The sequence below is a fragment of the Lederbergia galactosidilytica genome (assembly GCF_017873565.1).
Classification (GTDB): Bacteria; Bacillota; Bacilli; order Bacillales; family Bacillaceae_C; genus Lederbergia; species Lederbergia galactosidilytica.
Genome location: NZ_JAGGKH010000011.1, coordinates 1 through 24,730, shown reverse-complemented (window position 1 = coordinate 24,730; position 24,730 = coordinate 1). Strand labels below are relative to the sequence as shown.

The 24,730-nt window shown below is 36.6% G+C and carries 22 protein-coding genes and 1 pseudogene; 19 read left to right on the top strand and 4 right to left on the bottom strand.

The window, feature by feature from the left end; translation table 11 throughout:
* Positions 1 to 199 precede the first annotated feature (199 nt).
* The 3 genes from J2Z23_RS12555 to J2Z23_RS12545 are packed head-to-tail and all read left to right on the top strand — an operon-like array spanning position 200 to position 2,836.
* Positions 200 to 985: an SDR family oxidoreductase gene (locus J2Z23_RS12555; protein ID WP_057982361.1), complete on the top strand. Its 786-nt coding sequence runs from the start codon at positions 200 to 202 to the stop codon at positions 983 to 985.
* Between the two features lie 23 nt (positions 986 to 1,008).
* Positions 1,009 to 1,914, top strand: a complete 906-nt coding sequence (locus J2Z23_RS12550) for an NAD(P)-dependent oxidoreductase (RefSeq protein ID WP_057982363.1) — start codon at positions 1,009 to 1,011, stop codon at positions 1,912 to 1,914.
* A gap of 10 nt (positions 1,915 to 1,924) precedes the next feature.
* Positions 1,925 to 2,836, top strand: coding sequence for a chemotaxis protein (locus tag J2Z23_RS12545; RefSeq protein WP_057982421.1), 912 nt, complete (start codon positions 1,925 to 1,927; stop codon positions 2,834 to 2,836).
* A 104-nt stretch (positions 2,837 to 2,940) separates the two neighbouring features.
* On the opposite strand, the gene J2Z23_RS12540 is transcribed toward J2Z23_RS12545, so the two are convergent.
* The gene (locus tag J2Z23_RS12540) at positions 2,941 to 3,393 is read right to left on the bottom strand and encodes a YkyB family protein (protein ID WP_057982365.1); all 453 of its coding nucleotides are present in this window, start codon (positions 3,391 to 3,393) and stop codon (positions 2,941 to 2,943) included.
* Positions 3,394 to 3,590: 197 nt separating this feature from the next.
* Between J2Z23_RS12540 and J2Z23_RS12535 the strand changes: the two genes are divergently transcribed.
* The 10 genes and pseudogenes from J2Z23_RS12535 to J2Z23_RS12490 all read left to right on the top strand — a co-directional run.
* On the top strand, positions 3,591 to 4,205 hold the full coding sequence (locus tag J2Z23_RS12535; RefSeq protein ID WP_082881268.1) for a DUF3993 domain-containing protein: 615 nt from the start codon (positions 3,591 to 3,593) through the stop codon (positions 4,203 to 4,205).
* 183 nt (positions 4,206 to 4,388) lie between these two features.
* Positions 4,389 to 4,643, top strand: a complete 255-nt coding sequence (locus tag J2Z23_RS12530; protein ID WP_057982369.1) for a YkuJ family protein — start codon at positions 4,389 to 4,391, stop codon at positions 4,641 to 4,643.
* A 109-nt stretch (positions 4,644 to 4,752) separates the two neighbouring features.
* A complete protein-coding gene (cbpB, locus tag J2Z23_RS12525; protein ID WP_057982372.1) occupies positions 4,753 to 5,199 on the top strand; it encodes a cyclic-di-AMP-binding protein CbpB in 447 nt (148 codons plus the stop codon).
* 237 nt (positions 5,200 to 5,436) lie between these two features.
* The gene (locus tag J2Z23_RS12520) at positions 5,437 to 6,318 is read left to right on the top strand and encodes a LysR family transcriptional regulator (protein WP_057982374.1); all 882 of its coding nucleotides are present in this window, start codon (positions 5,437 to 5,439) and stop codon (positions 6,316 to 6,318) included.
* 647 nt (positions 6,319 to 6,965) lie between these two features.
* A complete protein-coding gene (locus J2Z23_RS12515) occupies positions 6,966 to 8,720 on the top strand; it encodes an ABC transporter ATP-binding protein (protein WP_057982376.1) in 1,755 nt (584 codons plus the stop codon).
* A gap of 7 nt (positions 8,721 to 8,727) precedes the next feature.
* Positions 8,728 to 10,554, top strand: a complete 1,827-nt coding sequence (locus tag J2Z23_RS12510) for an ABC transporter ATP-binding protein (RefSeq protein WP_057982378.1) — start codon at positions 8,728 to 8,730, stop codon at positions 10,552 to 10,554.
* 186 nt (positions 10,555 to 10,740) lie between these two features.
* Positions 10,741 to 11,892: an MFS transporter gene (locus J2Z23_RS12505; protein ID WP_057982380.1), complete on the top strand. Its 1,152-nt coding sequence runs from the start codon at positions 10,741 to 10,743 to the stop codon at positions 11,890 to 11,892.
* Positions 11,893 to 11,980: 88 nt separating this feature from the next.
* Positions 11,981 to 12,841 (top strand): CvfB family protein, encoded by an 861-nt coding sequence (locus J2Z23_RS12500; protein WP_057982382.1) that lies wholly within the window; start codon positions 11,981 to 11,983, stop codon positions 12,839 to 12,841.
* A gap of 33 nt (positions 12,842 to 12,874) precedes the next feature.
* Positions 12,875 to 13,534: a potassium channel family protein gene (locus J2Z23_RS12495; RefSeq protein ID WP_057982384.1), complete on the top strand. Its 660-nt coding sequence runs from the start codon at positions 12,875 to 12,877 to the stop codon at positions 13,532 to 13,534.
* 295 nt (positions 13,535 to 13,829) lie between these two features.
* Positions 13,830 to 14,203, top strand: a pseudogene (locus J2Z23_RS12490) (transposase); the annotation flags it as partial.
* Positions 14,204 to 14,566: 363 nt separating this feature from the next.
* Here the strand turns inward: J2Z23_RS12490 and rnjA are convergent.
* Together rnjA and J2Z23_RS12480 are read right to left on the bottom strand one after the other, a co-directional pair.
* Complete coding sequence (gene rnjA / locus J2Z23_RS12485) at positions 14,567 to 16,234, bottom strand: ribonuclease J1 (protein ID WP_064467861.1); 1,668 nt, start codon at positions 16,232 to 16,234, stop codon at positions 14,567 to 14,569.
* Positions 16,234 to 16,449, bottom strand: coding sequence for a DNA-dependent RNA polymerase subunit epsilon (locus J2Z23_RS12480; RefSeq protein WP_057982390.1), 216 nt, complete (start codon positions 16,447 to 16,449; stop codon positions 16,234 to 16,236). Before J2Z23_RS12480 ends, rnjA begins: the two co-directional genes overlap by 1 nt.
* Positions 16,450 to 16,806: 357 nt before the next feature.
* Between J2Z23_RS12480 and J2Z23_RS12475 the strand changes: the two genes are divergently transcribed.
* Entirely contained in the window at positions 16,807 to 17,574 is a 768-nt protein-coding gene (locus J2Z23_RS12475; protein WP_209974122.1) for a Cof-type HAD-IIB family hydrolase, read from the top strand.
* A 243-nt stretch (positions 17,575 to 17,817) separates the two neighbouring features.
* Here the strand turns inward: J2Z23_RS12475 and def are convergent, their stop codons facing one another.
* A complete protein-coding gene (gene def / locus J2Z23_RS12470) occupies positions 17,818 to 18,375 on the bottom strand; it encodes a peptide deformylase (protein WP_057982393.1) in 558 nt (185 codons plus the stop codon).
* Positions 18,376 to 18,560: 185 nt separating this feature from the next.
* On the opposite strand from def, the gene J2Z23_RS12465 reads away from it, so the two are divergent.
* The 5 genes from J2Z23_RS12465 to lpdA all read left to right on the top strand — a co-directional run bounded on the left by J2Z23_RS12465 (position 18,561) and on the right by lpdA (position 24,588).
* The gene (locus tag J2Z23_RS12465; protein ID WP_209974120.1) at positions 18,561 to 19,217 is read left to right on the top strand and encodes a YkyA family protein; all 657 of its coding nucleotides are present in this window, start codon (positions 18,561 to 18,563) and stop codon (positions 19,215 to 19,217) included.
* A gap of 420 nt (positions 19,218 to 19,637) precedes the next feature.
* The gene (gene pdhA, locus J2Z23_RS12460; protein ID WP_057982397.1) at positions 19,638 to 20,747 is read left to right on the top strand and encodes a pyruvate dehydrogenase (acetyl-transferring) E1 component subunit alpha; all 1,110 of its coding nucleotides are present in this window, start codon (positions 19,638 to 19,640) and stop codon (positions 20,745 to 20,747) included.
* A gap of 3 nt (positions 20,748 to 20,750) precedes the next feature.
* Positions 20,751 to 21,728 carry an alpha-ketoacid dehydrogenase subunit beta gene (locus tag J2Z23_RS12455; RefSeq protein WP_209974118.1) on the top strand — a complete coding sequence of 326 codons (978 nt, stop codon included), beginning with the start codon at positions 20,751 to 20,753 and terminating at the stop codon, positions 21,726 to 21,728.
* Positions 21,729 to 21,858: 130 nt separating this feature from the next.
* Entirely contained in the window at positions 21,859 to 23,178 is a 1,320-nt protein-coding gene (locus J2Z23_RS12450; RefSeq protein WP_057982401.1) for a dihydrolipoamide acetyltransferase family protein, read from the top strand.
* 3 nt (positions 23,179 to 23,181) lie between these two features.
* Complete coding sequence (gene lpdA, locus J2Z23_RS12445) at positions 23,182 to 24,588, top strand: dihydrolipoyl dehydrogenase (RefSeq protein WP_064467863.1); 1,407 nt, start codon at positions 23,182 to 23,184, stop codon at positions 24,586 to 24,588.
* Positions 24,589 to 24,730: the final 142 nt, after the last annotated feature.

Below are 24,730 nucleotides of genomic sequence, written 5' to 3'. Positions count from 1 at the left end.
GTAATCTAATTGTAACTGAAACTCATGTGTATATATTGGTAATAAGTGGTATACACTATACTATGATTGAATGATCAGATTCATTCATTCTCATTTTTCCCCCTTTTTTACGCTGGACAAATATCCAGCGTTTTTTTATGTCAAAAATCTTTTCAATAAAATATTAAAAGTTATTTATAAAAAGAAAAGGATGATCTGGATGGAGCTAGGATTAAAGGGAAAACGAGTATTGGTAATGGCTTCCAGCCAAGGCTTAGGCAAGGCAATTGCCGAATTATTTGTCAAGGAAGAGGCCAATGTAATGTTAGCAAGTAGAAATATTGATCGTCTTAAAGAAGTACAAGCGGAATTTGAGAGCTTTCAGCAAGGGAAAGTGAAGATTACAATCTGTGATATTACACAACCAACACAAATTCAAGAGACGATTGATAAAACAATTAAGGAGTTTGGTGGACTGGATATTTTAATTAATAATGCTGGTGGCCCTCCAGCTGGTGGTTTTGAGGATTTCCAGGATGAAGACTGGCAATCCGCATTTGAACTCAACTTATTATCTTATGTGCGAATTATTCGTATGGCGTTACCTCATTTAAAAGAGCAAGGAGGACGTATTATCAATATAGCATCTTCTTCAATCCGTGAACCGATTCCTGGCCTTATTTTATCCAACACATTCAGAATGGGAATAGTAGGGTTAGCGAAAACATTAGCTGATGAATTAGGCCCTTATAATATTTTAGTCAACACGGTTGCTCCTGGTAGAATATTAACAGACAGAGTGTCTCAACTAGATAAAATAAATGCGGATAAAAAGAAAGCGTCTGTTAAAGAAATTAAAAAAACTGCTGAAGATAGTATTCCACTGGGAAGATCAGGAACACCAGAGGAATTTGCTAAGGTAGTGATCTTTCTCTCTTCAGAGGCAAATACATATATGACAGGTAGCAGCTTTTTTGTAGATGGAGGAAAATTAAGATCTATTTAATGTAAATGGGGAGGCCAGAAAAAATGAATCAAAGAAAAGAAACAATCGGATTTATTGGTTTAGGTGTAATGGGAGAGAGTATGGCAAGAAATTTAATTGCGAAAGGCTATCAAGTTTATGTATTTACTAGAACGAAAGAAAAGGCTAGGAGATTAATTGCAGATGGAGCGATATGGTCAGAAAATCCTAAAGAAATTGCTATAAATACCGAAATAATAATTACAATGGTTGGGTATCCGAAAGATGTTGAAAATGTCTATTTTGGTGATAAGGGTATTTACGCTGGAGTAAAAGCAGGTTCTATTGTAATAGATATGACGACATCTACGCCGTCATTGGCAAAGAAGATTTATGAAGAAGGAAAAAAGAGGGGCGTTAGCGCATTAGATGCACCTGTATCAGGTGGGGATATTGGAGCCGAAAAGGGAACTTTATCGATCATGGTCGGAGGTGATCAGCAAACTTTCATAGAGTGTAAATCGCTTCTATTTGCTCTAGGAGAGAATATTGTATATCAAGGTCCGTGTGGAGCAGGGCAACATACGAAAATGTGTAATCAAATTGCGATTGCTTCTAATATGGTTGGCGTGACAGAAGCTTTCGTTTATGCTAAATACGCAGGATTAGATCCAGAAACCGTATTAAAATCGATTAGTAATGGTGCAGCGGGAAGCTGGTCTATGTCTAATTTAATTCCTAGGGTAATAAAAAAAGATTACTCACCTGGATTTTTTATTAAACATTTTATTAAAGACATGGGAATAGCACTTGAAGAAGCGGAGAAAATGTCCCTGCGTTTACCTGGATTAGAACTGGCAAAGAAGTTATATGATTCTCTTGCTAAGCAAGGTGAAGAAAATAGTGGCACACAAGCCTTGATGAAATATTGGGATCTATCCATGGAAGATGGAGGGATCAAAGAAAGGTAGGAAAACAACAGTGAAGAATCAGCAAGAAATATTATTAGAAAGTGGTACTAATGAGTTAGAAATCATTCAATTTAAGATCAATAATCATATATTTGGGATAAATGTATTAAAGGTCAAGGAAATTATTCTACCAAGCCCTACAACCCCTATACCTCACTCACATCCGTATTTATTGGGAATTGTTCAATTGCGTGGAGAAGTATTACCGGTTGTAAGCCTAGAACGTGCTCTGGGGATGGAGAGGGAATCTGAGCGTGATTCTTCACAGGATAAGTTTATCGTGACAGAGTTTAATAGCAAACAAGTTGTTTTTCATGTACATAACGTAGATCGAATTTTGCGGATATCATGGGATAAAATAGAAAAACCTTCTAATTTATATGCTTTAGATTCTTCAAATGTAATCGGTGTGATTAAAGAGAAGGATGAAATGATTCTAATGTTAGATTTTGAAAAAATTATGGTCGATATTAATCCAGAAGCAGGGATTCATCCTTCTAAATTAACAAAAATAGAAAACAGCATGCGGAGGGAGAAAAGATTAATTGTTGTAGAAGATTCCCCTTTATTAAGACAACTTTTAGGAGAGACACTAACTGTTGCAGGTTATGAACAAATTGAGTTTTTTGAAAATGGAAGAGATGCTTTAAATCATTTAGAGTCGTTGGTTCAAGAAGGAAAAGATATTCTGAAAGAAGTTCAATTAGTGATTACAGATATAGAAATGCCCCAGATGGATGGTCACCATTTAACAAGACGACTGAAAGAAAATCCGCATTTGTCAGGATTACCTATTATAATCTTCTCATCATTGATTACAGAGGATCTATTTCATAGGGGACAAGTATTAGGAGCAGTTGACCAAATCGCTAAGCCGGAAATAGATAAACTCGTTGCAAAAATCGATCAATATATCTTATAGTGAAAAAGCAAAATAAAATGGATCCCTTTCAAAAAATGGGATCCATTTTATTATATTTAATATAAGAAAATAAGGGAATGGAAAAAAGCTGGTAGCCTTTATCATTAAAAAAAGCTATCTCCCAATTTTTTAAAAACAGGTTTCTGCGTATTGTTTGGTCGTTGGTTTTTATTTTCTTTTATTCCGGTATATTGCTGAAGAAGTCGTTTGGCTATATTAAGGGACATGCGGGTTTTTGGGTTGCGGGAATGCTGATTCAAATGTCCGAGATGAGGAAGTTCTCCAAAATCATCTTTAGTTGGAGGTATATGGAATAAATAATCTCCACATTGAACTAAGACATCTGATTGTTGTTGGCTAAACTTAGGATTTCTTGAAAAGTGGAGACCGATTTTCGTGGCTTTCTGCTCTTGGATCATTTTATTAAGAGCATTCTTTTTCAAAATGTATAAATATTTTGGATTCAGTGCCGTCTTGGCATGGCGATTGACCGTGAAAATAGCCTGCGAAAGATTGGAAATAGAGAGTTCCATTGCTTTATTGGCTTGTTCATCCATATAATGTACACCTTTCCATTTTTATTTAATAATATTATAGCATCGATCAACTTAAAAAGAAAGATAAGGAAAAGAGAACTTGTAACTTTAAATACCCATTTTGATTAATAAAAAACTAGCCTAAAGTACTAGAAAAGAAAGATATAAAAAAGGGTAAAGAATACTATACAAAAGATATACTTTGTGAGGTGATAGAGATGAAAATAAAAATAGTAATCGGATGCCTAATGAGTATCACTTTGCTAATAGTAAATGTTCCAAATGCATTTGCAGAAGGGAATGCACCAAATTTTCTTCAGTTTGCTAAGAATGCTTCTGAGGTACAAGTCAGTTTAAGTGAAAAAGGGAGATCGATTTCGAAAATCGAAGAAAAATTATCGCCTTATTTTACAGAAACATTTATCGATCAATTTATAGAAGAAAATATAGTGGAGACGGAAGAAGGTTATCAAACCCTTGGTTCAGACTTTGCCCTCTATTATATTCCATACTTTTCATATAGTGACAGAACAAAACTAGTGGAATATAAAGATCAGGTGTATATTGTTGAAAACTTTGATGAACAGGAAGGGCCTGTTGCCTTTCCAGAAAGTTATCAAGGAGTACGATTAACGAAAGAAGATGGCTGGAAAATTGCTGATGTATTATGGGTAGTACCTAAAGAGATCATCAAAAAAGCTCAATCTACAGATGTTAAAGAGTTTGAAGGGAAATCCGGTATTTTGATCGCTCCACTCATTAGTCCAATTTCAACTATTCATAATATAATTCCTGTATTTTGGCAATATAAAAATGAAGTACTTTTCAAATAAACAACTTTTAAAGGGACGATCGGTAATGGTTGTATATAATATTACGATCGTTCTTTTTTTGAAAGAAATATGCTATTACATTTAAGAAATTTATTATTTCTCAATAACTTTTAGTCATGAGGTTTGCATTCAAGTTCTTAAGTCTTTTATAATTACATTGTCTTTTAAGAAAGGAGTTTAACAATGTCACAATTAGTAAGCATTATACAAAGGCTTCAAACCATGCAAAATAATGGAGATCAAGAGGATGTTCCTCAACGGTTATTTGAGGTGAATCAAAAAGTTTTATGCCAGGTAAAATACTTCCCTGCTTCTCATACATATGAGGTAGAGGAATATAGTAAAGATCATGACAAGCAGAAATACCAATTTGATGATATCGACATGGCTGCGATTGAGATTTTTGAAATGATTCAGGAAGAGAAAGAACGATCTTAAATTAGCACTTTTTAAAAATTCGTTAAAAATACATCAAATAAAGCGCTTTCCTAATGGGTTTATGTTAAAATGAGGAAGAGTTAAGATTATAAAGAGATGAGGGATTGAAATGATTTCCTTACAAAGTCATCAAAACATGAACCCACAAATAAGTGATTATATAATCCCATCCGAAAAAGTTGCTCATGTCCAGATCGGAAATAACCTAGAACATGCTTTATTAGTTTTGACAAAAAGTGGTTATTCCGCAATTCCGGTATTAGATGCACGTTTTAAACTGCATGGATTGATTAGTTCTCCTTTAATTACGGAGTCCATACTTGGATTAGAACGAATTGAATTTGAGAAATTAAGCGATAAAAAAGTGGAAGATGTTATGCAAATTCAAATTCCGAAAATACGTGTGGATGAAGAGTTTGAAAAAGCTCTTGATTTGCTGATTGACTATCCTTTTTTATGTGTTGAAGATCGTGAAGGTTTTTTTGAAGGCATCTTTACAAGAAGAATCCTTTTAAAGGAATTAAAAAATTATTTAGGTAAATTAGATCATGTATAAAATATGGCTCCCGTTTAGGGAGCTAATCTTTTTGGGCCAACAGGACATTGGTCAGAACGGCCTTGCGATGTACGGGTTGTATTATTCCAGTCAAAGCGACAGGACATCGCGGTTTGTTTCTGCCGCAGGACGTGGTAGCTTTAGCTGTTTAACCTTGTTCAAAACAATGGATTCAAAATTTGTACGCCGCTGAACAGGCGCTTGCGCTTTTCTTATAATGCTGAAAGGAAGATACAATTGTCAATATCCGACTATCAATTGCTTGTAGTACTTGCGAAAGAAGCGAATATGCGTAAGGCAGCAGAAAAATTATTTGTATCACAACCGGCATTATCACAACGTTTGCAAAATATTGAAAAATATTGGGGTGTATCTTTATTTCTTAGAACACAAAAAGGACTGATTCTGACTCCTTCTGGAGAAATTGTAGTGAATTTCGCAAAAAATATTTTAGAAAAGCAAGATCGTGTTTTTGAAGAGCTCCAATCTCTCCAAACCCATGTGCATGGCACCTTGAAAATTGCTTGTGCTTCAATTGTTGGTCATAATTGGCTACCAAAAGTGTTAAAAGAGTTTCTGCGCACTTATCCATACGCAAAAGTTTCTTTAATAACGGGCTGGAGTAGTGAAATTTTAAAGAGTTTGTATGAAGGAGAAGTTCATTTAGGGATCATTAGAGGGACTACCGATTGGAAAGGTATTAAACATCATCTTTTTGAGGATCAGCTTTATCTAGTTGATCGGGAAATTCAAAAGGTGGAAGAAGTATTAGAAACCGAACGCCCTTTTATTCAATTCAAAAGTGATTCCACGTATTATCAAGAAATTCAAGATTGGTGGCATCGCCAATTTCAAATATTTCCAAGACGAACGATTGTGGTGGACCAGATAGAGACTTGTAAGCAGATGACATATAATGGCATTGGATACGCGATATTACCTGCTATTACCCTTACTGGCTCAGAAACAGATGTGTATAAAATTCCATTATTAGATGATAAACAGCAGGCATTAAAGCGTGATACTTGGTTATTAGGATATGAATCTGTTTTCGAACTACGGCAAGTTAAAGCATTTGTAGATGTCGTTCAATCAATTATCTCGACAAGAACTGAATAGGCTTTGGTGTAGAGATTTTTTCTACTAGTAACAAAAGCTACACACGAATTAAAATTAGTTAAGATGTGAAATCAATAATTTGAATATTAGTTAAAATTTTTTAGTTGAGTCCATTTCATCATTGCTTATTAATGATCAATACACGAACGTTATTGTTAAAGGAGATTGAAGTGTTAGTCCATGTATTACCTTAACTTAGTTGATTGGAGCGGAAGGTGGCGACACCTGAGGGATTAGCGTGACAGGGGAGATCCCGAGCTGTCCCCCGGAAAGCGTCAACCTGAAGCGTAAATCAACGCTGTTCGGATTTGAATGTTAAAATCTCTATTATGAAATGGATTCAGTTACGTTAAAATTTATTCATATGTTTTTGAGATGCCCATATGATTTCAAGGGCATCTTTTTTATTTTTTTGTACAATTCCCTCGCAAGACGAATTGAAAACGATTATAATAGTCAGGGTAAAAATACATTATTTTAATTGGAGCGTGACCGATTTCTTCTAAAAAATGCCTGTTCAGACTTTAGATGTAGGGTGAATCGGATATTCGAATGAATAGTAATAATTTATAAAAAAATAGTGGAAATTCATTTCGGAAACCGATATATTAAGTATCATGGCCGAAAGCCATTGAGGAGGGGACTTTATGCAAACGTTTAAAAAGTTAAGGAAATATTATTGGCCATATAAAAAGTTCTTTATCATTTCAACTATTTTTTTATTTGTTGTTACGGCCATTACAGTAATTTATCCAATCATTCTTCAATTGACGATTGATAATGTTGTGTTAAATCAACAATACGATTGGATCATGCCGTTAACACTTGCCTTTTTTGGGATCATGCTTGTAAAGGCAGTTGCAACGTTTTTTCAGCAATATATGGGGGATTTATTTGGTATTAACTCCGTATATAGAATGAGGAAAGCCTTATATGGTAAGTTGCAGTTTTTGCCATTCCGTTATTATGATAATGCTAAAACAGGAGATTTAATGTCACGTTTAACAGCTGATGTTGAATCATTTCGCTTCTTTTTATCATTTGGCTTTGCAGAAATTATTAGACTTGTACTATTATTAACAGTTACATTTGGAGTTATGTTTTATTATTCAGTCCCATTAACATTTGCAACAATGATTTCATTACCTTTTTTATTTTTCGTAGTGTTTAAGTTTGATAGGGCTGTTCATCCGGCCTTCCGTAATATCCGTCGTTCATTTGGAAAGCTAAATACAAATGTTCAAGAAAGTATTTCTGGGATTAATACAGTAAAATCTTTATCCCGTGAAGAATTTCAAAATCAAAAATTTAATTATTCTAATGAAGACTATAAAGATCGCAATATTTTCACTTCTAATATTTGGGCAAAGTATTTTCCGTTAATGGAGTTTTTGGGGAATTTCTGTGTGATCGCATTACTCTCTCTTGGGGGATATTTTGTAATCAATGGTTCCTTGAAACCTGGTGAATTGGTAGCTTTTTATAGTTTGGTTGGTTATATTTTATGGCCAATTATGAATCTAGGATTCACGATTAATCAGTTTTCTCAATCCAAGGCATCTGGTGAGCGCTTATTAGAAATTCTCGAGGCACAAGAGGATATTAAAGATAAAGAAGGAGCATATTCACCAGAACGACTTGAAGGAAAAGTAGAATTTAATCATGTATCTCTTCGCTATGCGGGAGAAGATAACTTATCTTTAACAGATATAAATTTTGATGCTGAACCTGGTGAGATTATCGGGCTTGTCGGAGCAACTGGTTCAGGGAAAACAAGTATTACTCAGCTAATTACTAGATTTTATGAAGCAGAATCAGGCGAAGTGCTTGTCGATGGAAAAAATGTAAAAGATTATTCATTAAAAGCTTTAAGAGGTAATATCGGATTTGTATTACAGGAAAGCTTTCTGTTTTCGTCTACGATAAAGGCGAATATTGCTTATGGTCGACCGGATGCAAGTATGGAAGATATTATTGATGCAGCAAAAAGAGCTGATGCTCATGAATTTATCACGCAAATGCCTGATGGATATGATACTGTACTAGGTGAAAGAGGACTGGGATTATCTGGGGGACAAAAACAACGAATTGCAATTGCTCGCGCGATTTGCCTTGATCCGAGTATTCTAATCCTTGATGATGCAACAAGTGCTGTTGATATGGAAACGGAATTTAAAATTCAAGGGGCCATGAGAGAAGTGATGCGGGGAAGAACGACATTTATCATTGCGCACAGAATATCTTCATTGAAACATGCAGATAAAATACTTGTATTAGAGAATGGAAGAATTGTTGAAAGAGGCACCCATGAAGAACTTATTCATGGAAATGGTCTATATGAACGTGTATATAAAATTCAGTTCCAAGATCAAAAGGCCATTTTGCAAGGGCAGAGAGGGTGAGTAATAGATGAAAAAAGACAAAAAACTAAATCCACTTGTAATGGAACGCTTTCATTACTCAACGGAACAATTGATTGATAAGCCATTTAATTGGAAACAGCTCTATCGTTTATTAAATTACCTTGGTCCATATGTCAAAAATTTATTGCCTGCATCTATTATCACCGTACTTGTGACAACAGCGATTCGATTAATCATTCCTATTATGATTGGTGTCTATGCTTTAGATAAGGCGATTAATGAAGAGAAAAATATATCTTATTTAATGTGGATTGTAGGTGGTATCGCACTCTTATATATTTTAAATTATATAGCTAATATTTATCGTATCAAATGGAGTAATGAATTAGGGCAAAAGGTGATTTATGATTTACGGAAACATCTCTTTACCCATGTCCAAGGATTGTCACATCGTTTTTTCGATCAACGTTCAGCAGGGTCTATCCTTGTCAGGATCATGAATGATACGAACTCGTTACAGGATTTATTTACAAATGGGGTTATTAATGTATTTATGGATATCTTGATGCTTTTTGGGGTCATTATTATTCTATTTACATTGAGTCCACAGTTAACACTGGCCGTTTTAGTTGTACTTCCTTTGATGTTTTTACTTTCTACAACCCTTAGAAAGAGCATTCGCCGATCTTGGCAATATATGCGATTAAAGCAATCAAAACTGAATTCGCATTTAAATGAAAGTATCCAAGGTATCAGAGTTACACAAAGTTTTACACAGGAACATGAAAATATGGCTTTTTTTGATGGAGTCAACACTGAAAACTTTGAAGCTTGGCGAGTGGCAACGAAAAAAAGCGCTATGTTTCGTCCGTTAGTCGATGTAACGAATGCCGTAGGAACTGGAATATTATTATGGTATGGTGCACATTTGATTCAAAGTGGTTCCCTCTCCCTTGGTCAATTTGTTTCCTTTGCTTTCTATATTGGAATGTTTTGGGAACCAATTTCCAGACTGGGGCAACTATATAATCAATTGTTAATGGCAATGGCTTCTTCTGAGCGGATCTTTGAATATTTGGATGAACTTCCGATTGTTCATGAAAAAGAAAAGCCACTTGCATTGGGACATATTGAAGGACATATTCAGTTTGACAAAGTTGAATTTTCATATGACGATAAAAGAAAGGCATTAAATGGAATTTCATTAGAAATGTTACCTGGCCAAACGATTGCCCTTGTAGGTCATACAGGGTCAGGAAAATCAACGATTGCCAACTTAATTACACGTTTTTATGATCCAACAGCAGGAGCTGTTCGTATTGATGGAAAAGATTTGCAAGATGTCTCTTTAACTGAACTTCGTCGGCAAATCAGTGTGGTATTACAAGACACCTTTATTTTTTCAGGTACGATCATGGAAAATATTCGTTTTGGTAATCCAGCCGCAACAGATGAACAGGTTAAGGCAGCGGCAGAAGCGATAGGAGCCGACAAGTTCATTAAAAAATTACCAATGGGCTATGAAACAGAAGTAGAAGAAAGAGGAAATATATTATCTGTAGGGGAACGACAATTATTGTCATTTGCTAGAGCGCTCTTGGCTGATCCCCGTATTATTATATTGGATGAAGCGACAGCAAGTATTGATACCGAAACAGAAGTTCAAATTCAAAAGGCCTTACAAACCTTACTCGAAGGCAGAACATCGATTATTATTGCTCATAGACTTTCAACCATTAGAGATTCCGATAAAATATTCGTTCTTCAACAGGGAGAAATTATTGAAGAAGGAAATCATGATGAACTAATGGAATACAAAGGCGAATATTATCGTTTAATCGAAGCACAGTTTAAAGTGATGAAAGCAATTTAAGGGTAAAATAGTGTTATAGCCTGTACATTCAATCTTGCTCACAGTCAATCTATGCAACGATACAGAGCTGAATATTGCTGGCTACAGAGAGTTAAAACTAATACTCACTATTTCTATTTTAAAAAAGGGGGTTGATCAATTTGTGGATCATCCTCCTTTTTATGTCTTCAGCTAAGGAGTTAGACAATGTTAAGAATATCTCTATTTAATTTCTTTTATTATTGGATTGTGTCAATGATCAATGCGTTTTTACCATTGTTATTTCGTTTCAAGGGGTTGAGTCCTGCCCAAATTGGGATTGTTTTATCTGTCGGTCCGATAGTGGCAATCTTTTCTCAACCTTTCTGGGGAGTGATATCTGATAAAAGACAAACTGTTAAAAATATTATCTTATTTTTACTATTAGCAACGCTTATAACAGGACTAGCTGTTTTCTTTAGCCCAACAATGTCAATCTTGATTTTAATGATGATGATTTTTCACTTTTTTATGTCACCGATCCAACCGTTGCTTGATAGTCTTTCAACTGTTTTTTCCAAAGAAAAAGGAATAAGTTATGGCTCCATTCGTGTATGGGGATCCATCGGTTTCGCGATTGCTTCATTTGTCTTAGGCAACCTTATTGGGGGAATAGGTATTGAATATTTATGGATTATCTATTCCATTATAATGATTGGAGTTTTATTTCTAGCGACTCGTCTTATGGATCCTGTGGTTGAAAGGAAACCATTAACAAAAATAGGATTTCAACGAGCTTTTCGGAATTTACGATTTCTGTTCTTTTTAATTGCTATCTTATTTATCGCTATTCCTCACAGGATGAATGACAGTATGTTGGCGCTTTATTTAAAGTCATTAGGAGCTTCGGAGGGAAGAATTGGTTTAGCTTGGACGTTTTCTGCGTTAAGTGAAGCTCCAGTGGTGGCGATTATGTATTTATTAATGAGGAGAATACCATTGCTAGTGCTATTGGGAATGGCAGGGAGCTTTTATACAGGGAGATGGTTTTTATATGGTTTACTAAGTGATCCAATGATGATTATTTATTCACAAGCATTACATAGTGTGACATTTGCTATCTTTATGGTTTCTGCTCTACAATATATTGCCAAGATCATACCTGAAGAGATGCTCGCTACAGGGCAAACAGCCTATTATGCAACATTTAATGGTTTAGCTACCATTATTGGTAGTGCAGCAGGAGGATATTTGATGGATCTGTATGGTGGAGGCTTTATTTATAAAATCGGGGCCATTTCAGCCTTTATTGGTACAGTGTTATTTATAATTTTATATGCGAAAGATAGAAGTTTGCAAAAACGAGTGCAAGCAACCTAAATATCAATCAATGACAATTTTGTTTATAACCGTGGCATGATATAATGAACACTATTCAGGGATGAAGACTAGATCGGAGGATTAACGAATGGAAGCTGGAACAACAGTACAATTAAAAGTGGTGCGAGAAGCACCTTTTGGCTATTTTTTATCAGATGGTGAGGAGGATGTGCTCTTGCATCATCTTGAAATAAACGATTCGATTGAACTTGATCAGGAAATAGAGGTCTTTCTCTATCAAGATCACCAAGGACGTTTGTCTGCTTCACAGACGATTCCGTCTATTCAAGTAGGAAAATATGATTGGGTTGAAGTCGTTGGAATGAAAGAGGGACTTGGTATTTTCATTAATATCGGGTTAAAGAAGGATATCCTTATCTCTCTGGATGATCTACCAGATTCTATGCATCTCTGGCCGAGGGAAGGAGACAAACTCTTCTGTACTTTAATTAAAAATAATAAAGATCGCTTATTTGGATTGCCAGCAACAGATGAAGTGATGCGTGCAAATGTAAAAGAGGCTGATAATAGTTATTTAAATCGATCAATTAATGGGCGAGTGTTTCGCGTTCTCCTCGCTGGTTCTTCGGTTATAACTGATGAAGGGCTAATAGGATTTATCCATGAATCGGAAAGAGAAGAAGAACCACGGCTTGGAGCAGAGATCAATGGGCGAGTTATTGATGTAAAAACAGATGGTACCATTAATATTTCATTATTGCCACGGACGCATGAACGGATTGATCAAGATGCCATGCAAATTTTTGATTACTTATTAGGGCGTAATGGGTCAATGCCATATTCAGATAAAAGTCAACCTGAGGACATTAAGAAACGTTTTAATATGAGCAAAGGCTCCTTCAAACGTGCTTTAGGAAAACTATTAAAAGAAGGAAAAGTTTATCAAGAACATGGTTGGACATATGCAAAAGATCACAATAAGGAATAAAGGATTGTTTTGTAGGCGCAAGGGAGGAGAAAGATGAAAAAACAATTCGCAGTTATCGGGCTTGGTCGTTTTGGGGGAAGTATTTGTACAGAATTATTGGAGCAAGGAATGGAAGTTTTGGCCATTGATAAGGACGAGGAAAGGGTAAATGAATATGCATCGATTGCTACTCATGCGGCCATTGCTGATACGACAGATGAAGCGGTTCTAAAAAATTTAGGGATTAGGAATTTTGACCATGTTATTGTCGCGATCGGTGATGACATTCAATCAAGCATTTTAACGACACTAATCTTGAAAGAAGTTGGGGTTCGCTTTATTACTGTTAAAGCACAAAATGATCATCACGCAAAAGTTCTGCGCAAAATTGGGGCAGACCATGTAGTCCATCCAGAACGAGATATGGGCAGAAGAATAGCCCATTATATTGTTTCAAAAAATATCCTCGATTATCTTGAACTTTCTGATGAGTATAGTATTGTGGAAATTAAGGTAAATGAATTATTAGCTGGTCATTCTTTAATTGACTTAGATGTGCGTGCAAGATACGGGATAAATATTGTAGCAATCAAAAGGGGAAGGGAAATTATCGTCACTCCACCAGCCGAAGCTCCTTTACAACAAGAAGATATTTTGATTGTTATTGGGGCAGATACAGACATTAATCGCTTTGAAAAAAAGGTGTTAAGTTAGTTTTTATACTTTACTGTAGACAGAAAAAATATAAAAACGATTTTTATAATGCAAAAGCAGGGGATTATCCTCCGCTCAGACTGTAGACAAACACCATGATTTTTGGTGTTTGTCTGTAGTCTTTTTTCTTTTAAAATGGAGATAAAGCTAGAAAGGTTGATTTCCGCAGGCACGGCTTCAGCCGCTTCCCTCGCTGCGCTCAGGCCAGGGTCTTCAGCTCGCGCTGTTCCCGCTGGAGTCGCCGCTCTCCGCTCCAATCAGCGGTATTTTCTATTAACTGAATGAGGTGATGGATATGATGACGAAGAATCAAATTAATGAACGCGAACAGCTAGAAATGCTGACAATAGAGCAGTTGGTTCCTCAAGACCATCTGGTGCGCAAACTGGATGCGGCTATTGATTTCTTCTTTATCTATCCATTAGTCGAAGATCTTTACTCAACCATTGGGAGATCCAGCATAGATCCTTAAAACTATGTGCGTCGATTTGCGGATACAGACCTATTCGAGCAGATCTTCTATAAAGTTCTAAACGAGGTGGCAAACCGCGGGCTTCTCAGCCCGACCATGTCTTTATTGATTCAACCCATGTGAAAGCCAGCGCGAATAAAAGAAAATTTGAGAAGAAGGTTGTTCGTAAAGAGACGCGAGCTTATGAGAAGAGGCTCTAAGAGGAGCTCAACTTAGATCGGGAAAAGCATGGCATACGATGGACACCCTTAGGGGACTTAAAAAAATGTCCATGCAGGCGATGCTGACTTTTGCTGCCTTACATCTTAAGAAGCTGGCCAGCTGGACATGGAAAACGCCAACCATGGCGTAATAGAAACCATAAGGAGAGCTTTTATGGCTCTTTTTCATAGAATGATCCTGTATGAATAGCAAAAGGGTTGGAAATCATTTTGATTTCCAACCCTTTTGTTTACACTCTGTGCGGAGGATTGTCTAATTACTTAAAATCAATACCCACGATTTGTTAATGTGGCTATCATTTTGTATTTTCCATATGAAACACCGAATACCCTTTATAATCAAACTTCCATAATAATAGGTAGAATCATTGGGCGTCTTTTTGTTTTTTCATAAAGGAATGGTGTGAGAGTATCGATAATTTCTGTTTTTATCTCGGACCATTGTGTTGTTTTTCGATCCATAACTTTATTTAAGTGATTTGTAATATTTTTCTGCGCCTCATTAATAAGATCTCCAGATTCTCTCATATAGACAAATCCCCGTGAAATAATATCAGGGCCAGCGACTATTTGATGAGTTTCCATGTTAATAGAAACAACAACAATAACTAAACCTTCTTCAGAAAGAATCTTTCTATCACGTAAAACAATATTACCGATATCTCCGATTCCACTACCATCAATATAGACGGAACCAGACGGAATCTTTCCAGCGACATTCGCCTCATCACTACTTAGCGCAAGGACTTCTCCATTGTCCATTATAAAACAGTTTTCTTCTAAAACATCACATTCAACCGCAGACTTTGCATGCACCCTTTGCATTCTAAATTCTCCATGAATAGGCATAAAGAACTTTGGTTTCATAAGACGAAGCATTAATTTTTGTTCTTGCTGCCCCCCATGACCAGAAGTGTGAATATTGTTTAGTGATCCGGCGATAACATCTGCTCCAGCTCGATATAGCAAGTTAATAGTTCGGTTGACACTAATCGTATTTCCTGGAATAGGAGATGAAGAAAATACAACAGTATCGCCAGGTTGTATTTGAATTTGGCGGTGCGTACCATTGGCAATTCTCGATAGAGCAGCCATGGGCTCACCCTGACTGCCAGTACAAAGAATTGTAACTTTATTGGCAGGCAGTCGATTTAATTGTTGTGGGCTAATAAAAGTTTCTTTTGGTGCTTGAATATAGCCCAAATTTTGTCCGATCTCAATCGCCGCATCCATACTGCGCCCGAAAACAGCAATTTTTCGACCGTGAGCAACCGCTGCATCAGTAACTTGTTGTAATCTATGAATATTAGAAGCGAAGGTTGCAAAAATGATTCTGCCATCAACCTTACGGAAGATTTCGTCGATACTGTCCCCTACACGTCTTTCCGACATTGTGAAGTTAGGTACTTCGGCATTTGTACTATCAGATAAGAGACAAAGTACACCTTCTTTTCCGATCTGAGCCATCTTTGTAAGATTTGCTGGCTCTCCAACAGGAGTAAAGTCAAATTTAAAATCTCCAGTATGGACAATGTTGCCCGGTGGTGTTTTAACAACAATTCCGTATGAATCTGGAATGCTATGGGTAGTACGGAAGAATGATACAGACGTTTTTCGGAATTTAATAATTTCGTCCTCGTGAATTTCATGTAGTTGTGCCTGACGTAATAGACCATGTTCTTCAAGCTTGTTACGTATTAGGCCCATCGCAAGTTTGCCTGCGTATATCGGGATATTAATTTGGCGAAGTAGGTATGGGATGCCACCGATATGATCCTCATGCCCATGGGTGATAAACAAGCCTTTAATTTTATCACTATTTTTCACTAAATAAGTGTAATCCGGAATAACATAATCAATTCCGAGTAATTCATCTTCAGGGAATTTGATCCCTGCATCGATAACGATAATTTCATCTTGAAATTGGACACCATAAGTGTTTTTTCCAATCTCACCTAAACCGCCTAAGGCAAATACTGCTGTTTGATCATTTTTTACAAATTTCATTATGAATGATTCTCCTGTAATTTAAAATGTGGGCTATTTTTTTCATATTCTAAATAAGGCCCTTCTAAAACCTGAACGAATTCAACATTAAATGGAAACTCTTTTAAAGATTTTCTTACTTCTCGTTCACTGGTTGACTCTACATATAAAGTCATTGTTTTTTCTCGAACCGGCATTTCTTTAAGTTCTTCTTGATAATAAACTTTAAAAATCATTTTTTACCTCTCCTTAGTGCATATCTTTGATTTTTTTATGTCAATTTAATGGCAGGCTCTATTGAAAATAAAGAATAAGCCCTCCTATTTCAGAGGGGCTTGATTGGAAGGTGAATGAACAAGTCAAGCGATCGTTTTCTTTCTAAGCAAATCTTTCCACTGTTTTAAAAGCTTTTTCTTGAGCTTCTTCAACATTGTGGTTCACTCCTTAATTCTATTTTAACCGATTAAAGCCGAAAGTAAAAGTAACTTATCTAGTTGAAGTTCCTTTTTGTGCAATTTATGTAAATTTATTATATGCTTTTGGTTAAAAACTATCATCACCAACAGAAGGAAAAAATTGGAGGCTACTAAGAAATGAGCAAAATTGTATTTTTTGATATCGATGGAACTTTACTAGATGAGAATAAAGAATTACCTCAGTCTACTAAAGAAGCGATTGTTAGTTTGCAGGAAAAAGGTGTGTACACGGCATTAGCAACAGGAAGAGCGCCGTTTATGGTAGAACCCCTTTTAAAAGAACTAGGTATGGAGTCGTATGTGAGCTTTAATGGACAGTTTGTTATGTTTAATAGCGATGTAATCTACGAAAATCCATTGGATCCTAAAGATCTTAGCAAACTGGAAAGTGAAGCAAGAAAGAAAGGCCACCCTATTGTTTATATGAGTCGTTCAACCCTTAAAGCAAATGTGGATTATGATCAACGTATTGAAGAAAGTTTGGGAACATTGCATTTGGCTCATCCACAATTTCATACGGATTTTTATTGGGAAACCACTATCTATCAAGCTCTACTATTTGTCAATAAACAAGAGGAGGCATATACAGAAGATTTTACTGAATTTGATTTTATTAGATGGCATGAGAATTCGGTTGATGTTATTCCAAAAGGTGGATCGAAGGCAAAAGGGATACAAAAGCTTATCGAAAAATTAGGATTTGAGATGGAGGAAGTTTATGCATTTGGGGATGGATTAAATGATATTGAGATGTTAAAAACGGTTGGCACGGGAGTAGCAATGGGGAATGCTTTGGATAAAGTGAAGGAAGTTGCGGATGTTGTCACAACAAATGTAAACCAAGATGGTATAGCAAATGGGTTAAAGAAAGTTGGTTTGCTTTAAGAGCAAGTTCAATTCTTTAGCTAACTAGCATCAATCAGTTCGACATTGGCTTAGTATGAAATTATAAAGTTTTCGTACTGTAGACAATATATGATTGGTATAATGCCAACCCCATTGGCTTGTTTTTACGTACGTAACGGTATAAATACAGGTGGGTAACTAGTGAAAAAAGTAGGTTATTGATTCTTCTGTAAAAAACTCCTTTCATCAAAGTGGATAGCAGTCTTTGATGAAAGGAGTTGACTAACGATCAATTGGAATAGCTCCTTCAGGTGCTTTAAAAGGATCGTCTTCATTAATGTGATCATAAAACATAATACCATTTAGATGATCCATTTCATGTTGAAACACTATTGCAGGCATTCCTTTTAATCTTAATTTTACTTCTCTTTCCCGCTCAATATCATAGCCTTTTAATGTAATACGTGCATGGCGAGGGACATAACCGGGAACATCTCGATCAACGGATAAACAGCCTTCCCCAGCAGTCAAATAAGACTTTTCGACAGAATGACTGATAATTTTCGGGTTTATTAAGGAATAGAGATATTCCTTTCCATCCTCTTCTTCAAGTCGAATCGCGATCATTCGCTTAGATATATTAATTTGTGGAGCAGCAAGACCAACTCCAGCACGTAGATTATATTTTTCGCTCAATTCCGGATCCTGACTATTAGCTAAAAACTGTTGCATCTCTTTTAAAATGCGAATATCTTCTTGCGATGGAGGCATTTTGATTTCTTGTGCGGTTTCTCTTAAAACCGGGTGGCCCTCTCTCACAATATCTTTCATTCGAATCATAAAACCATTTCCCCCAGTCAAGTCAAAAAATATATATGATGAACAGCTAAACTCACGCCGTCCTGGCGCAACGCTGTTCTGACCAACATCCTGTTGGCCTAAATTAATCTTATTTATTCTCAAGAAAGTTGTCAAATTCTAGTTATAAGGGTATAGTTTTATTGGAAGATGTTAGGAGGGTTTTGATGAAGAAACTGATTACTTTTCTGGCCATTGGTTTATTAGCTACTATGGTTGCAGCATGCTCATCTCCGGAGGAAAATGTCTATCAAATAATGGAAGATGCAGCAGCACAAGAAAACGCATTTGAAAAACAGCAAAAGCCAATGAACAAATTAGAATCGGAAGAAAAAGCTTTATTTGATGAGATTATGGAACTAGGAATGAAAGAGTTCGATCAAATTCAAAAATTATCTAACGAAGCTTTGACAAATTTAGACGAACGAGAAAACCTCATAAAAAAGGAAAAAGAGGCTCTTGGAAAATCAAAAGAAGAATTTAAAAAGGCAAAGGCAGAGTTGGACAAAATTAAAGATGGAGAGTTAAAGGAAGAAGCACAACAACTGGCGACTCTAATGGATGATCGTTACAGTGCTTATGATACGCTTTATTCAGCCTATCTTATAGGGCTTTCTGAAGATAAAAAGATTTATGAACTCATGAAAGATGAAGAATTATCTATGGAAAAGCTCGAGGAACAAATCGAAACTTCCAATAACGCGTATGAAAAAGTTCGAGATGCAAATGATACATTTAATGAAAAAACTGAAGAATTTAATGAGAAAAAACTAGACTTCTACAACAAGGCCGGATTTAAAATTACTACTGACAGCGAAGATTAACAGGAAGCGATTACCCGTATTCCTGTTTTTCTTTGTTATACTCAACTCCGATAAGGTTCGATGTATGAGAATAGCTAATCTATAACAGAACATAGAGGGAAACAAATATATAACAGTTGAACTGGAAATTATAATACAGGTTAACTCAAGAGTACCTCATGCTTTTCTGTTTTGTGCAGATTTATTGACGCAATATGTGTTTTCATGTAAACTGAAAAAGTGAAAAGTTGTTTTAGTTTTTTTGTGAAATGGATTAATACAGTTTGTTTTTACAGCATAATCTTCATTTTTTGTTATTCTTTATAGAATTGTGGAAAACTTATACTAAGAAAAATTAAAATGGTGTTAAATGCTGTCATAATATGACAATCTCTTTTAATCCATTCCAAAATATCAATATAGAAAGGATAGGTGGCTTCAATGGCTTCAAAGAAGGCACAATTCGATGCTGAAAAGACGCTCGAAAAAATTGAAAGTCAATTTGAGATGGTCCAGGTTTTAAATGAAAAAGGCGAGGTTGTAAATAAAGATTTAATGCCTGATTTGTCTGATGAGCAGTTAGAAGAATTAATGCGCCGTATGGTGTATACAAGAATTCTAGATCAAAGAAGTATTTCTCTTAATAGACAAGGACGACTTGGGTTCTATGCTCCAACAGCAGGTCAAGAAGCATCTCAAATTGCTTCTCATTTCGCTTTAGAAAAAGATGATTATATTTTGCCAGGTTATCGTGATGTACCACAAATTATTTGGCATGGGCTACCATTATATAAAGCTTTCCTATTCTCCAGAGGACATTTTATCGGGAACCAATTCCCTGAAGATGTTAATGCGACTTCACCACAAATTATCATCGGGGCGCAATATGTGCAAACTGCAGGTGTAGCGCTCGGAATGAAAAAACGCAATAAAAAGACTGTGGCCGTTACATACACAGGGGATGGTGGAACATCTCAAGGAGATTTCTATGAAGGAATGAACTTTGCTGGAGCATATGGTGCACCTGCGATCTTTATTGTGCAAAATAACCAATATGCTATTTCTACACCACGGGAATTGCAAACAGCTGCTAAAACTCTTGCACAAAAGGCCGTTTCGGTTGGAATTCCTGGAGTTTTAGTAGATGGTATGGACCCATTAGCGGTTTATGCAGTTGTAAAAGAAGCAAGAGACCGTGCTGTAAACGGTGGTGGGCCAACTCTAATTGAAACATTATGTTACAGATATGGACCACATACTATGGCAGGAGATGATCCTACACGTTATCGTACTTCAGATACTGATAATGAATGGGAGAAAAAAGATCCTCTTGTAAGACTTCGTAATTTCCTTGTTGAAAAAGGAATTTGGAACGAGGAAAAAGAAAATGAAGTGATTGAACAAGCGAAGGAAGAAATCAAAGAAGCGATTAAAAAAGCTGATGAAACTCCTAAGCAAAAGGTAACTGACCTAATTTCAAATATGTTTGAGGAATTACCAAATAATTTGCAGGAGCAATATGAAATTTATAAAGAGAAGGAGTCGAAGTAAGCCATGGCGCAAATGACAATGATTCAAGCTATCACGGATGCGCTTCGTACTGAATTGCGCAACGACGAAAATGTACTTGTGTTCGGTGAAGACGTTGGCGTGAATGGCGGTGTATTCCGTGCAACTGAAGGGCTTCAGAAAGAATTTGGTGAAAATCGTGTATTTGATACACCACTTGCTGAGTCGGGGATTGGCGGTCTTTCGATTGGTTTAGCAGAAGAAGGTTTTCGACCTGTACCCGAAATTCAATTTTTCGGATTTATATATGAAGTAATGGATTCTGTAAATGGCCAAATGGCTAGATGGAGATATCGTTCCGGTAATACTAAAAATGCACCAATTACGATTCGCTCACCATTCGGTGGTGGTGTTCATACTCCGGAATTACACGCAGATAGTCTTGAAGGGCTAATGGCACAGCAACCTGGATTGAAAGTTGTGATTCCGTCCACTCCTTATGAAGCAAAAGGATTGTTGATCTCTGCTATCCGCGATAACGATCCAGTTATTTTCTTGGAGCATATGAAATTGTATCGTTCATTCCGTCAAGAAGTTCCAGAGGAAGAATATACAATTCCACTAGGAAAAGCTGACGTAAAACGCGAAGGTTCCGATTTAACGATTGTGACTTATGGAGCTATGGTACATGAATCAGTAAAAGCGGCAGAAGAGCTTGAAAAAGAAGGCCACTCTGTTGAGGTCATTGATTTAAGAACTGTTAGCCCAATTGATATAGAGACCATTATTGCTTCTGTTGAAAAGACAAATCGTGCAATTGTTGTCCAAGAAGCACAAAAACAAGCTGGTATTGCTGCGAATGTAGTTTCGGAAATTACAGAAAGGGCTATTCTTAGTCTCGAAGCTCCCGTTTTGAGAGTAACAGCGCCTGATACTGTATATCCATTCTCTCAAGCTGAGGCAGTTTGGTTACCAAACCATAAAGATATTATGGAGACAGCTAAAAAGGTACTAGACTTTTAACAACAAAGATGAATAGCGTTAGACGCTGGATATAAACGATTCCACCCGTTGTTTAAATATAGCAACAATGTACCAATCAAACATAAAACAAAATTATCTTTAACAAAGAATTAACAGGAGGGTGAAGACCATGTCATTTGAATTTAAAATGCCAGACATTGGTGAAGGAATTCACGAAGGCGATATAGTTAAATGGTTTGTAAAGCCGGGTGACAAAATTGAGGAAGATGATACGCTTTGTGAAGTTCAAAACGACAAAGCTGTTGTAGAAATTCCTTCTCCTGTCGCAGGTACGGTAGAAGAAATTTATGTGGAAGAAGGACAAACAGCTACAGTAGGCCAAACTTTAATTAAGTTTGATGCTCCAGGTTATGAAGATTTACAATTTAAAGGGGATCATGGAGACGAAAAAACGGAAGCTGATGTTCAATCTACGGCTGAAGCTGGTCAAGATGTTCAAAAAGCAGAAGTTCAAGCCGATCAAAATTCAGAAGCAACGGGCGCTGGAACTCAAGTGGAAGTTGACGTAGATCCAAATAGACGTGTGATTGCCATGCCGTCAGTTAGAAAATATGCGCGTGAAAAAGGCGTTAATATTCAACAAGTAAATGGCTCTGGTAAGAATAACCGCGTACTAAAAGAAGATATTGATGCCTTCTTGCAAGGTGGAGCTCCAGAAGCGAAACAAGCTGAAGCACCAGTAAAAGAAGAAGCAAAAGCGGCGTCTGTAGCTGTTCCTGAAGGAGAATATCCAGAAACTCGCGAAAAAATGAGTGGTATCCGTAAAGCAATTGCGAAGGCTATGGTTAATTCTAAGCATACCGCTCCTCATGTTACGTTAATGGATGAAGTAGACGTAACGAAACTAGTTGCACATCGTAAGAAGTTCAAGGCTGTTGCTGCTGAGAAAGATATTAAGCTTACATTCTTACCATATGTTGTTAAGGCACTAGTAAGTGCGCTACGTGAATATCCAGCACTTAATACTTCACTTGATGATGAAGCTGGAGAAATCATCCATAAGCATTATTACAATATAGGTATTGCAGCAGATACAGATAAAGGGCTGCTAGTACCTGTTGTTAAAAATGCAGATGCAAAATCAATCTTTAATATTTCACAGGAAATTAATGAATTAGCTGTGAAAGCAAGGGATGGGAAGTTAGCTCCTAATGAGATGAAGGGTGCTTCTTGTACAATTTCTAATATTGGTTCTGCTGGTGGCCAATGGTTTACACCTGTCATTAATCATCCAGAGGTAGCTATTCTAGGAATTGGCCGTATTGCAGAAAAACCAGTTGTCCAAGATGGAGAGATTATTGCGGCCCCTGTATTAGCTCTATCCTTAAGCTTTGACCACAGAATGATTGACGGAGCAACAGCTCAAAATGCACTTAACCACATGAAACGGTTACTAAACGATCCTGAACTTTTATTAATGGAGGGGTAAGAAATGGTAGTAGGAGATTTTCCAATTGAAACAGATACACTTGTCATTGGAGCTGGACCAGGTGGGTATGTAGCGGCAATTCGTGCCGCTCAACTTGGCCAAAAAGTCACCATCGTTGAAAAGGGGAATCTTGGCGGTGTTTGTTTGAACGTAGGATGTATTCCTTCTAAAGCCTTGATTTCAGCTTCTCACCGCTATGAAAACGCACTGGAGTCTGAAGAATTTGGAATCAAAACTGAAAAAGTTAGTCTTGATTTTTCAAAACTTCAAGAGTGGAAAGGTAGTGTAGTTAAGAAACTCACTAGTGGTGTAGAAGGATTACTAAAAGGTAATAAGGTTGAGATTGTTAAAGGGGAAGCTTATTTCGTTGATGATCATAACATTCGTGTAATGGATGAGAAATCAGCTCAAACATATACTTTTAAAAATGCTATTATTGCTACAGGATCACACCCAATTGAACTACCTACTTTTAAGTTCTCTGATCGTGTTCTTGATTCGACAGGAGCATTAAATCTTAAAGAGCGACCTGGAAAACTTGTTGTCATTGGCGGAGGTTATGTTGGTACTGAGCTTGGTACTGCTTATGCCAATCTTGGAACAGAAGTGACTATCCTTGAAGGTGCTGACGATATCTTAAGTGGTTTTGAAAAGCAAATGACATCAATTGTTAAAAAAGGTTTGAAAAAGAAAAATGTTGATGTTGTAACAAAGGCTATGGCTAAGGGTGTTGAAGAGACTAAAGACGGTGTTAAAGTTACGTATGAAGCTGGTGGTAAAGAAGAAACAGTAGAAGCAGATTACGTTCTTGTTACTGTGGGCCGAAAGCCAAACACAAGCGAACTTGGTCTTGAACAAGTTGGAGTTAAATTAAATGACCGAGGATTAATTGAGGTAGATAAACAATGCCGCACTTCTGTGAATAATATTTATGCGATTGGTGATATTGTTCCGGGACTACCATTAGCTCATAAAGCTTCTTATGAAGGAAAAATTGCTGCAGAAGCTATTTCTGGACAACCTTCTGAAGTTGATTATATTGGTATGCCTGCTGTTGTATTCTCTGAGCCTGAACTTGCAACAGTTGGTTACACTGAACAACAAGCTAAGGATGAAGGTATTGATATCAAAGCCGCTAAGTTTCCTTTTGCTGCCAACGGTAGAGCGTTATCTCTTAACAGCACAGACGGCTTCATGAAATTAATCACTCGTAAAGAGGATGGTTTAGTAATTGGTGCACAAATTGCTGGTACTAACGCCTCTGATGTTATTTCTGAACTAGGATTAGCGATTGAAGCAGGAATGACTGCTGAAGACATTGCTATGACAATCCACGCTCATCCTACTTTAGGTGAAATTACGATGGAAGCTGCAGAAGTAGCTCTTGGTACACCTATTCATATTATGTAAAAAATTTATTAAAAGAGCTTTCTCATTTAAATGGGAAAGCTCTTTTTTTAGTGCGCCCGGCATGGGCTATAACTTGGTGGTGAAAGTCCACTACAGGCTTGGCAGTAGGAACCGTTAGCTTAAGGCAAGGGTGTCCACCGTG

What these genes read in the sequence shown, in the direction of transcription:
- J2Z23_RS12475 (WP_209974122.1), top strand. Translation starts at nt 16,807, where the DNA reads ATGAGCAAAATTGTATTTTTTGATATCGATGGAACTTTACTAGATGAG.
- J2Z23_RS12480 (WP_057982390.1), bottom strand. Translation starts at nt 16,449, where the DNA reads ATGATTTTTAAAGTTTATTATCAAGAAGAACTTAAAGAAATGCCGGTT.
- J2Z23_RS12530 (WP_057982369.1), top strand. Translation starts at nt 4,389, where the DNA reads ATGTCACAATTAGTAAGCATTATACAAAGGCTTCAAACCATGCAAAAT.
- J2Z23_RS12450 (WP_057982401.1), top strand. Translation starts at nt 21,859, where the DNA reads ATGTCATTTGAATTTAAAATGCCAGACATTGGTGAAGGAATTCACGAA.
- J2Z23_RS12465 (WP_209974120.1), top strand. Translation starts at nt 18,561, where the DNA reads ATGAAGAAACTGATTACTTTTCTGGCCATTGGTTTATTAGCTACTATG.
- J2Z23_RS12555 (WP_057982361.1), top strand. Translation starts at nt 200, where the DNA reads ATGGAGCTAGGATTAAAGGGAAAACGAGTATTGGTAATGGCTTCCAGC.
- J2Z23_RS12535 (WP_082881268.1), top strand. Translation starts at nt 3,591, where the DNA reads ATGAAAATAAAAATAGTAATCGGATGCCTAATGAGTATCACTTTGCTA.
- lpdA (WP_064467863.1), top strand. Translation starts at nt 23,182, where the DNA reads ATGGTAGTAGGAGATTTTCCAATTGAAACAGATACACTTGTCATTGGA.
- pdhA (WP_057982397.1), top strand. Translation starts at nt 19,638, where the DNA reads ATGGCTTCAAAGAAGGCACAATTCGATGCTGAAAAGACGCTCGAAAAA.
- J2Z23_RS12510 (WP_057982378.1), top strand. Translation starts at nt 8,728, where the DNA reads ATGAAAAAAGACAAAAAACTAAATCCACTTGTAATGGAACGCTTTCAT.
- def (WP_057982393.1), bottom strand. Translation starts at nt 18,375, where the DNA reads ATGATTCGAATGAAAGATATTGTGAGAGAGGGCCACCCGGTTTTAAGA.
- J2Z23_RS12495 (WP_057982384.1), top strand. Translation starts at nt 12,875, where the DNA reads ATGAAAAAACAATTCGCAGTTATCGGGCTTGGTCGTTTTGGGGGAAGT.
- J2Z23_RS12550 (WP_057982363.1), top strand. Translation starts at nt 1,009, where the DNA reads ATGAATCAAAGAAAAGAAACAATCGGATTTATTGGTTTAGGTGTAATG.
- J2Z23_RS12540 (WP_057982365.1), bottom strand. Translation starts at nt 3,393, where the DNA reads ATGGATGAACAAGCCAATAAAGCAATGGAACTCTCTATTTCCAATCTT.
- J2Z23_RS12515 (WP_057982376.1), top strand. Translation starts at nt 6,966, where the DNA reads ATGCAAACGTTTAAAAAGTTAAGGAAATATTATTGGCCATATAAAAAG.
- rnjA (WP_064467861.1), bottom strand. Translation starts at nt 16,234, where the DNA reads ATGAAATTTGTAAAAAATGATCAAACAGCAGTATTTGCCTTAGGCGGT.
- cbpB (WP_057982372.1), top strand. Translation starts at nt 4,753, where the DNA reads ATGATTTCCTTACAAAGTCATCAAAACATGAACCCACAAATAAGTGAT.
- J2Z23_RS12455 (WP_209974118.1), top strand. Translation starts at nt 20,751, where the DNA reads ATGGCGCAAATGACAATGATTCAAGCTATCACGGATGCGCTTCGTACT.
- J2Z23_RS12500 (WP_057982382.1), top strand. Translation starts at nt 11,981, where the DNA reads ATGGAAGCTGGAACAACAGTACAATTAAAAGTGGTGCGAGAAGCACCT.
- J2Z23_RS12505 (WP_057982380.1), top strand. Translation starts at nt 10,741, where the DNA reads ATGTTAAGAATATCTCTATTTAATTTCTTTTATTATTGGATTGTGTCA.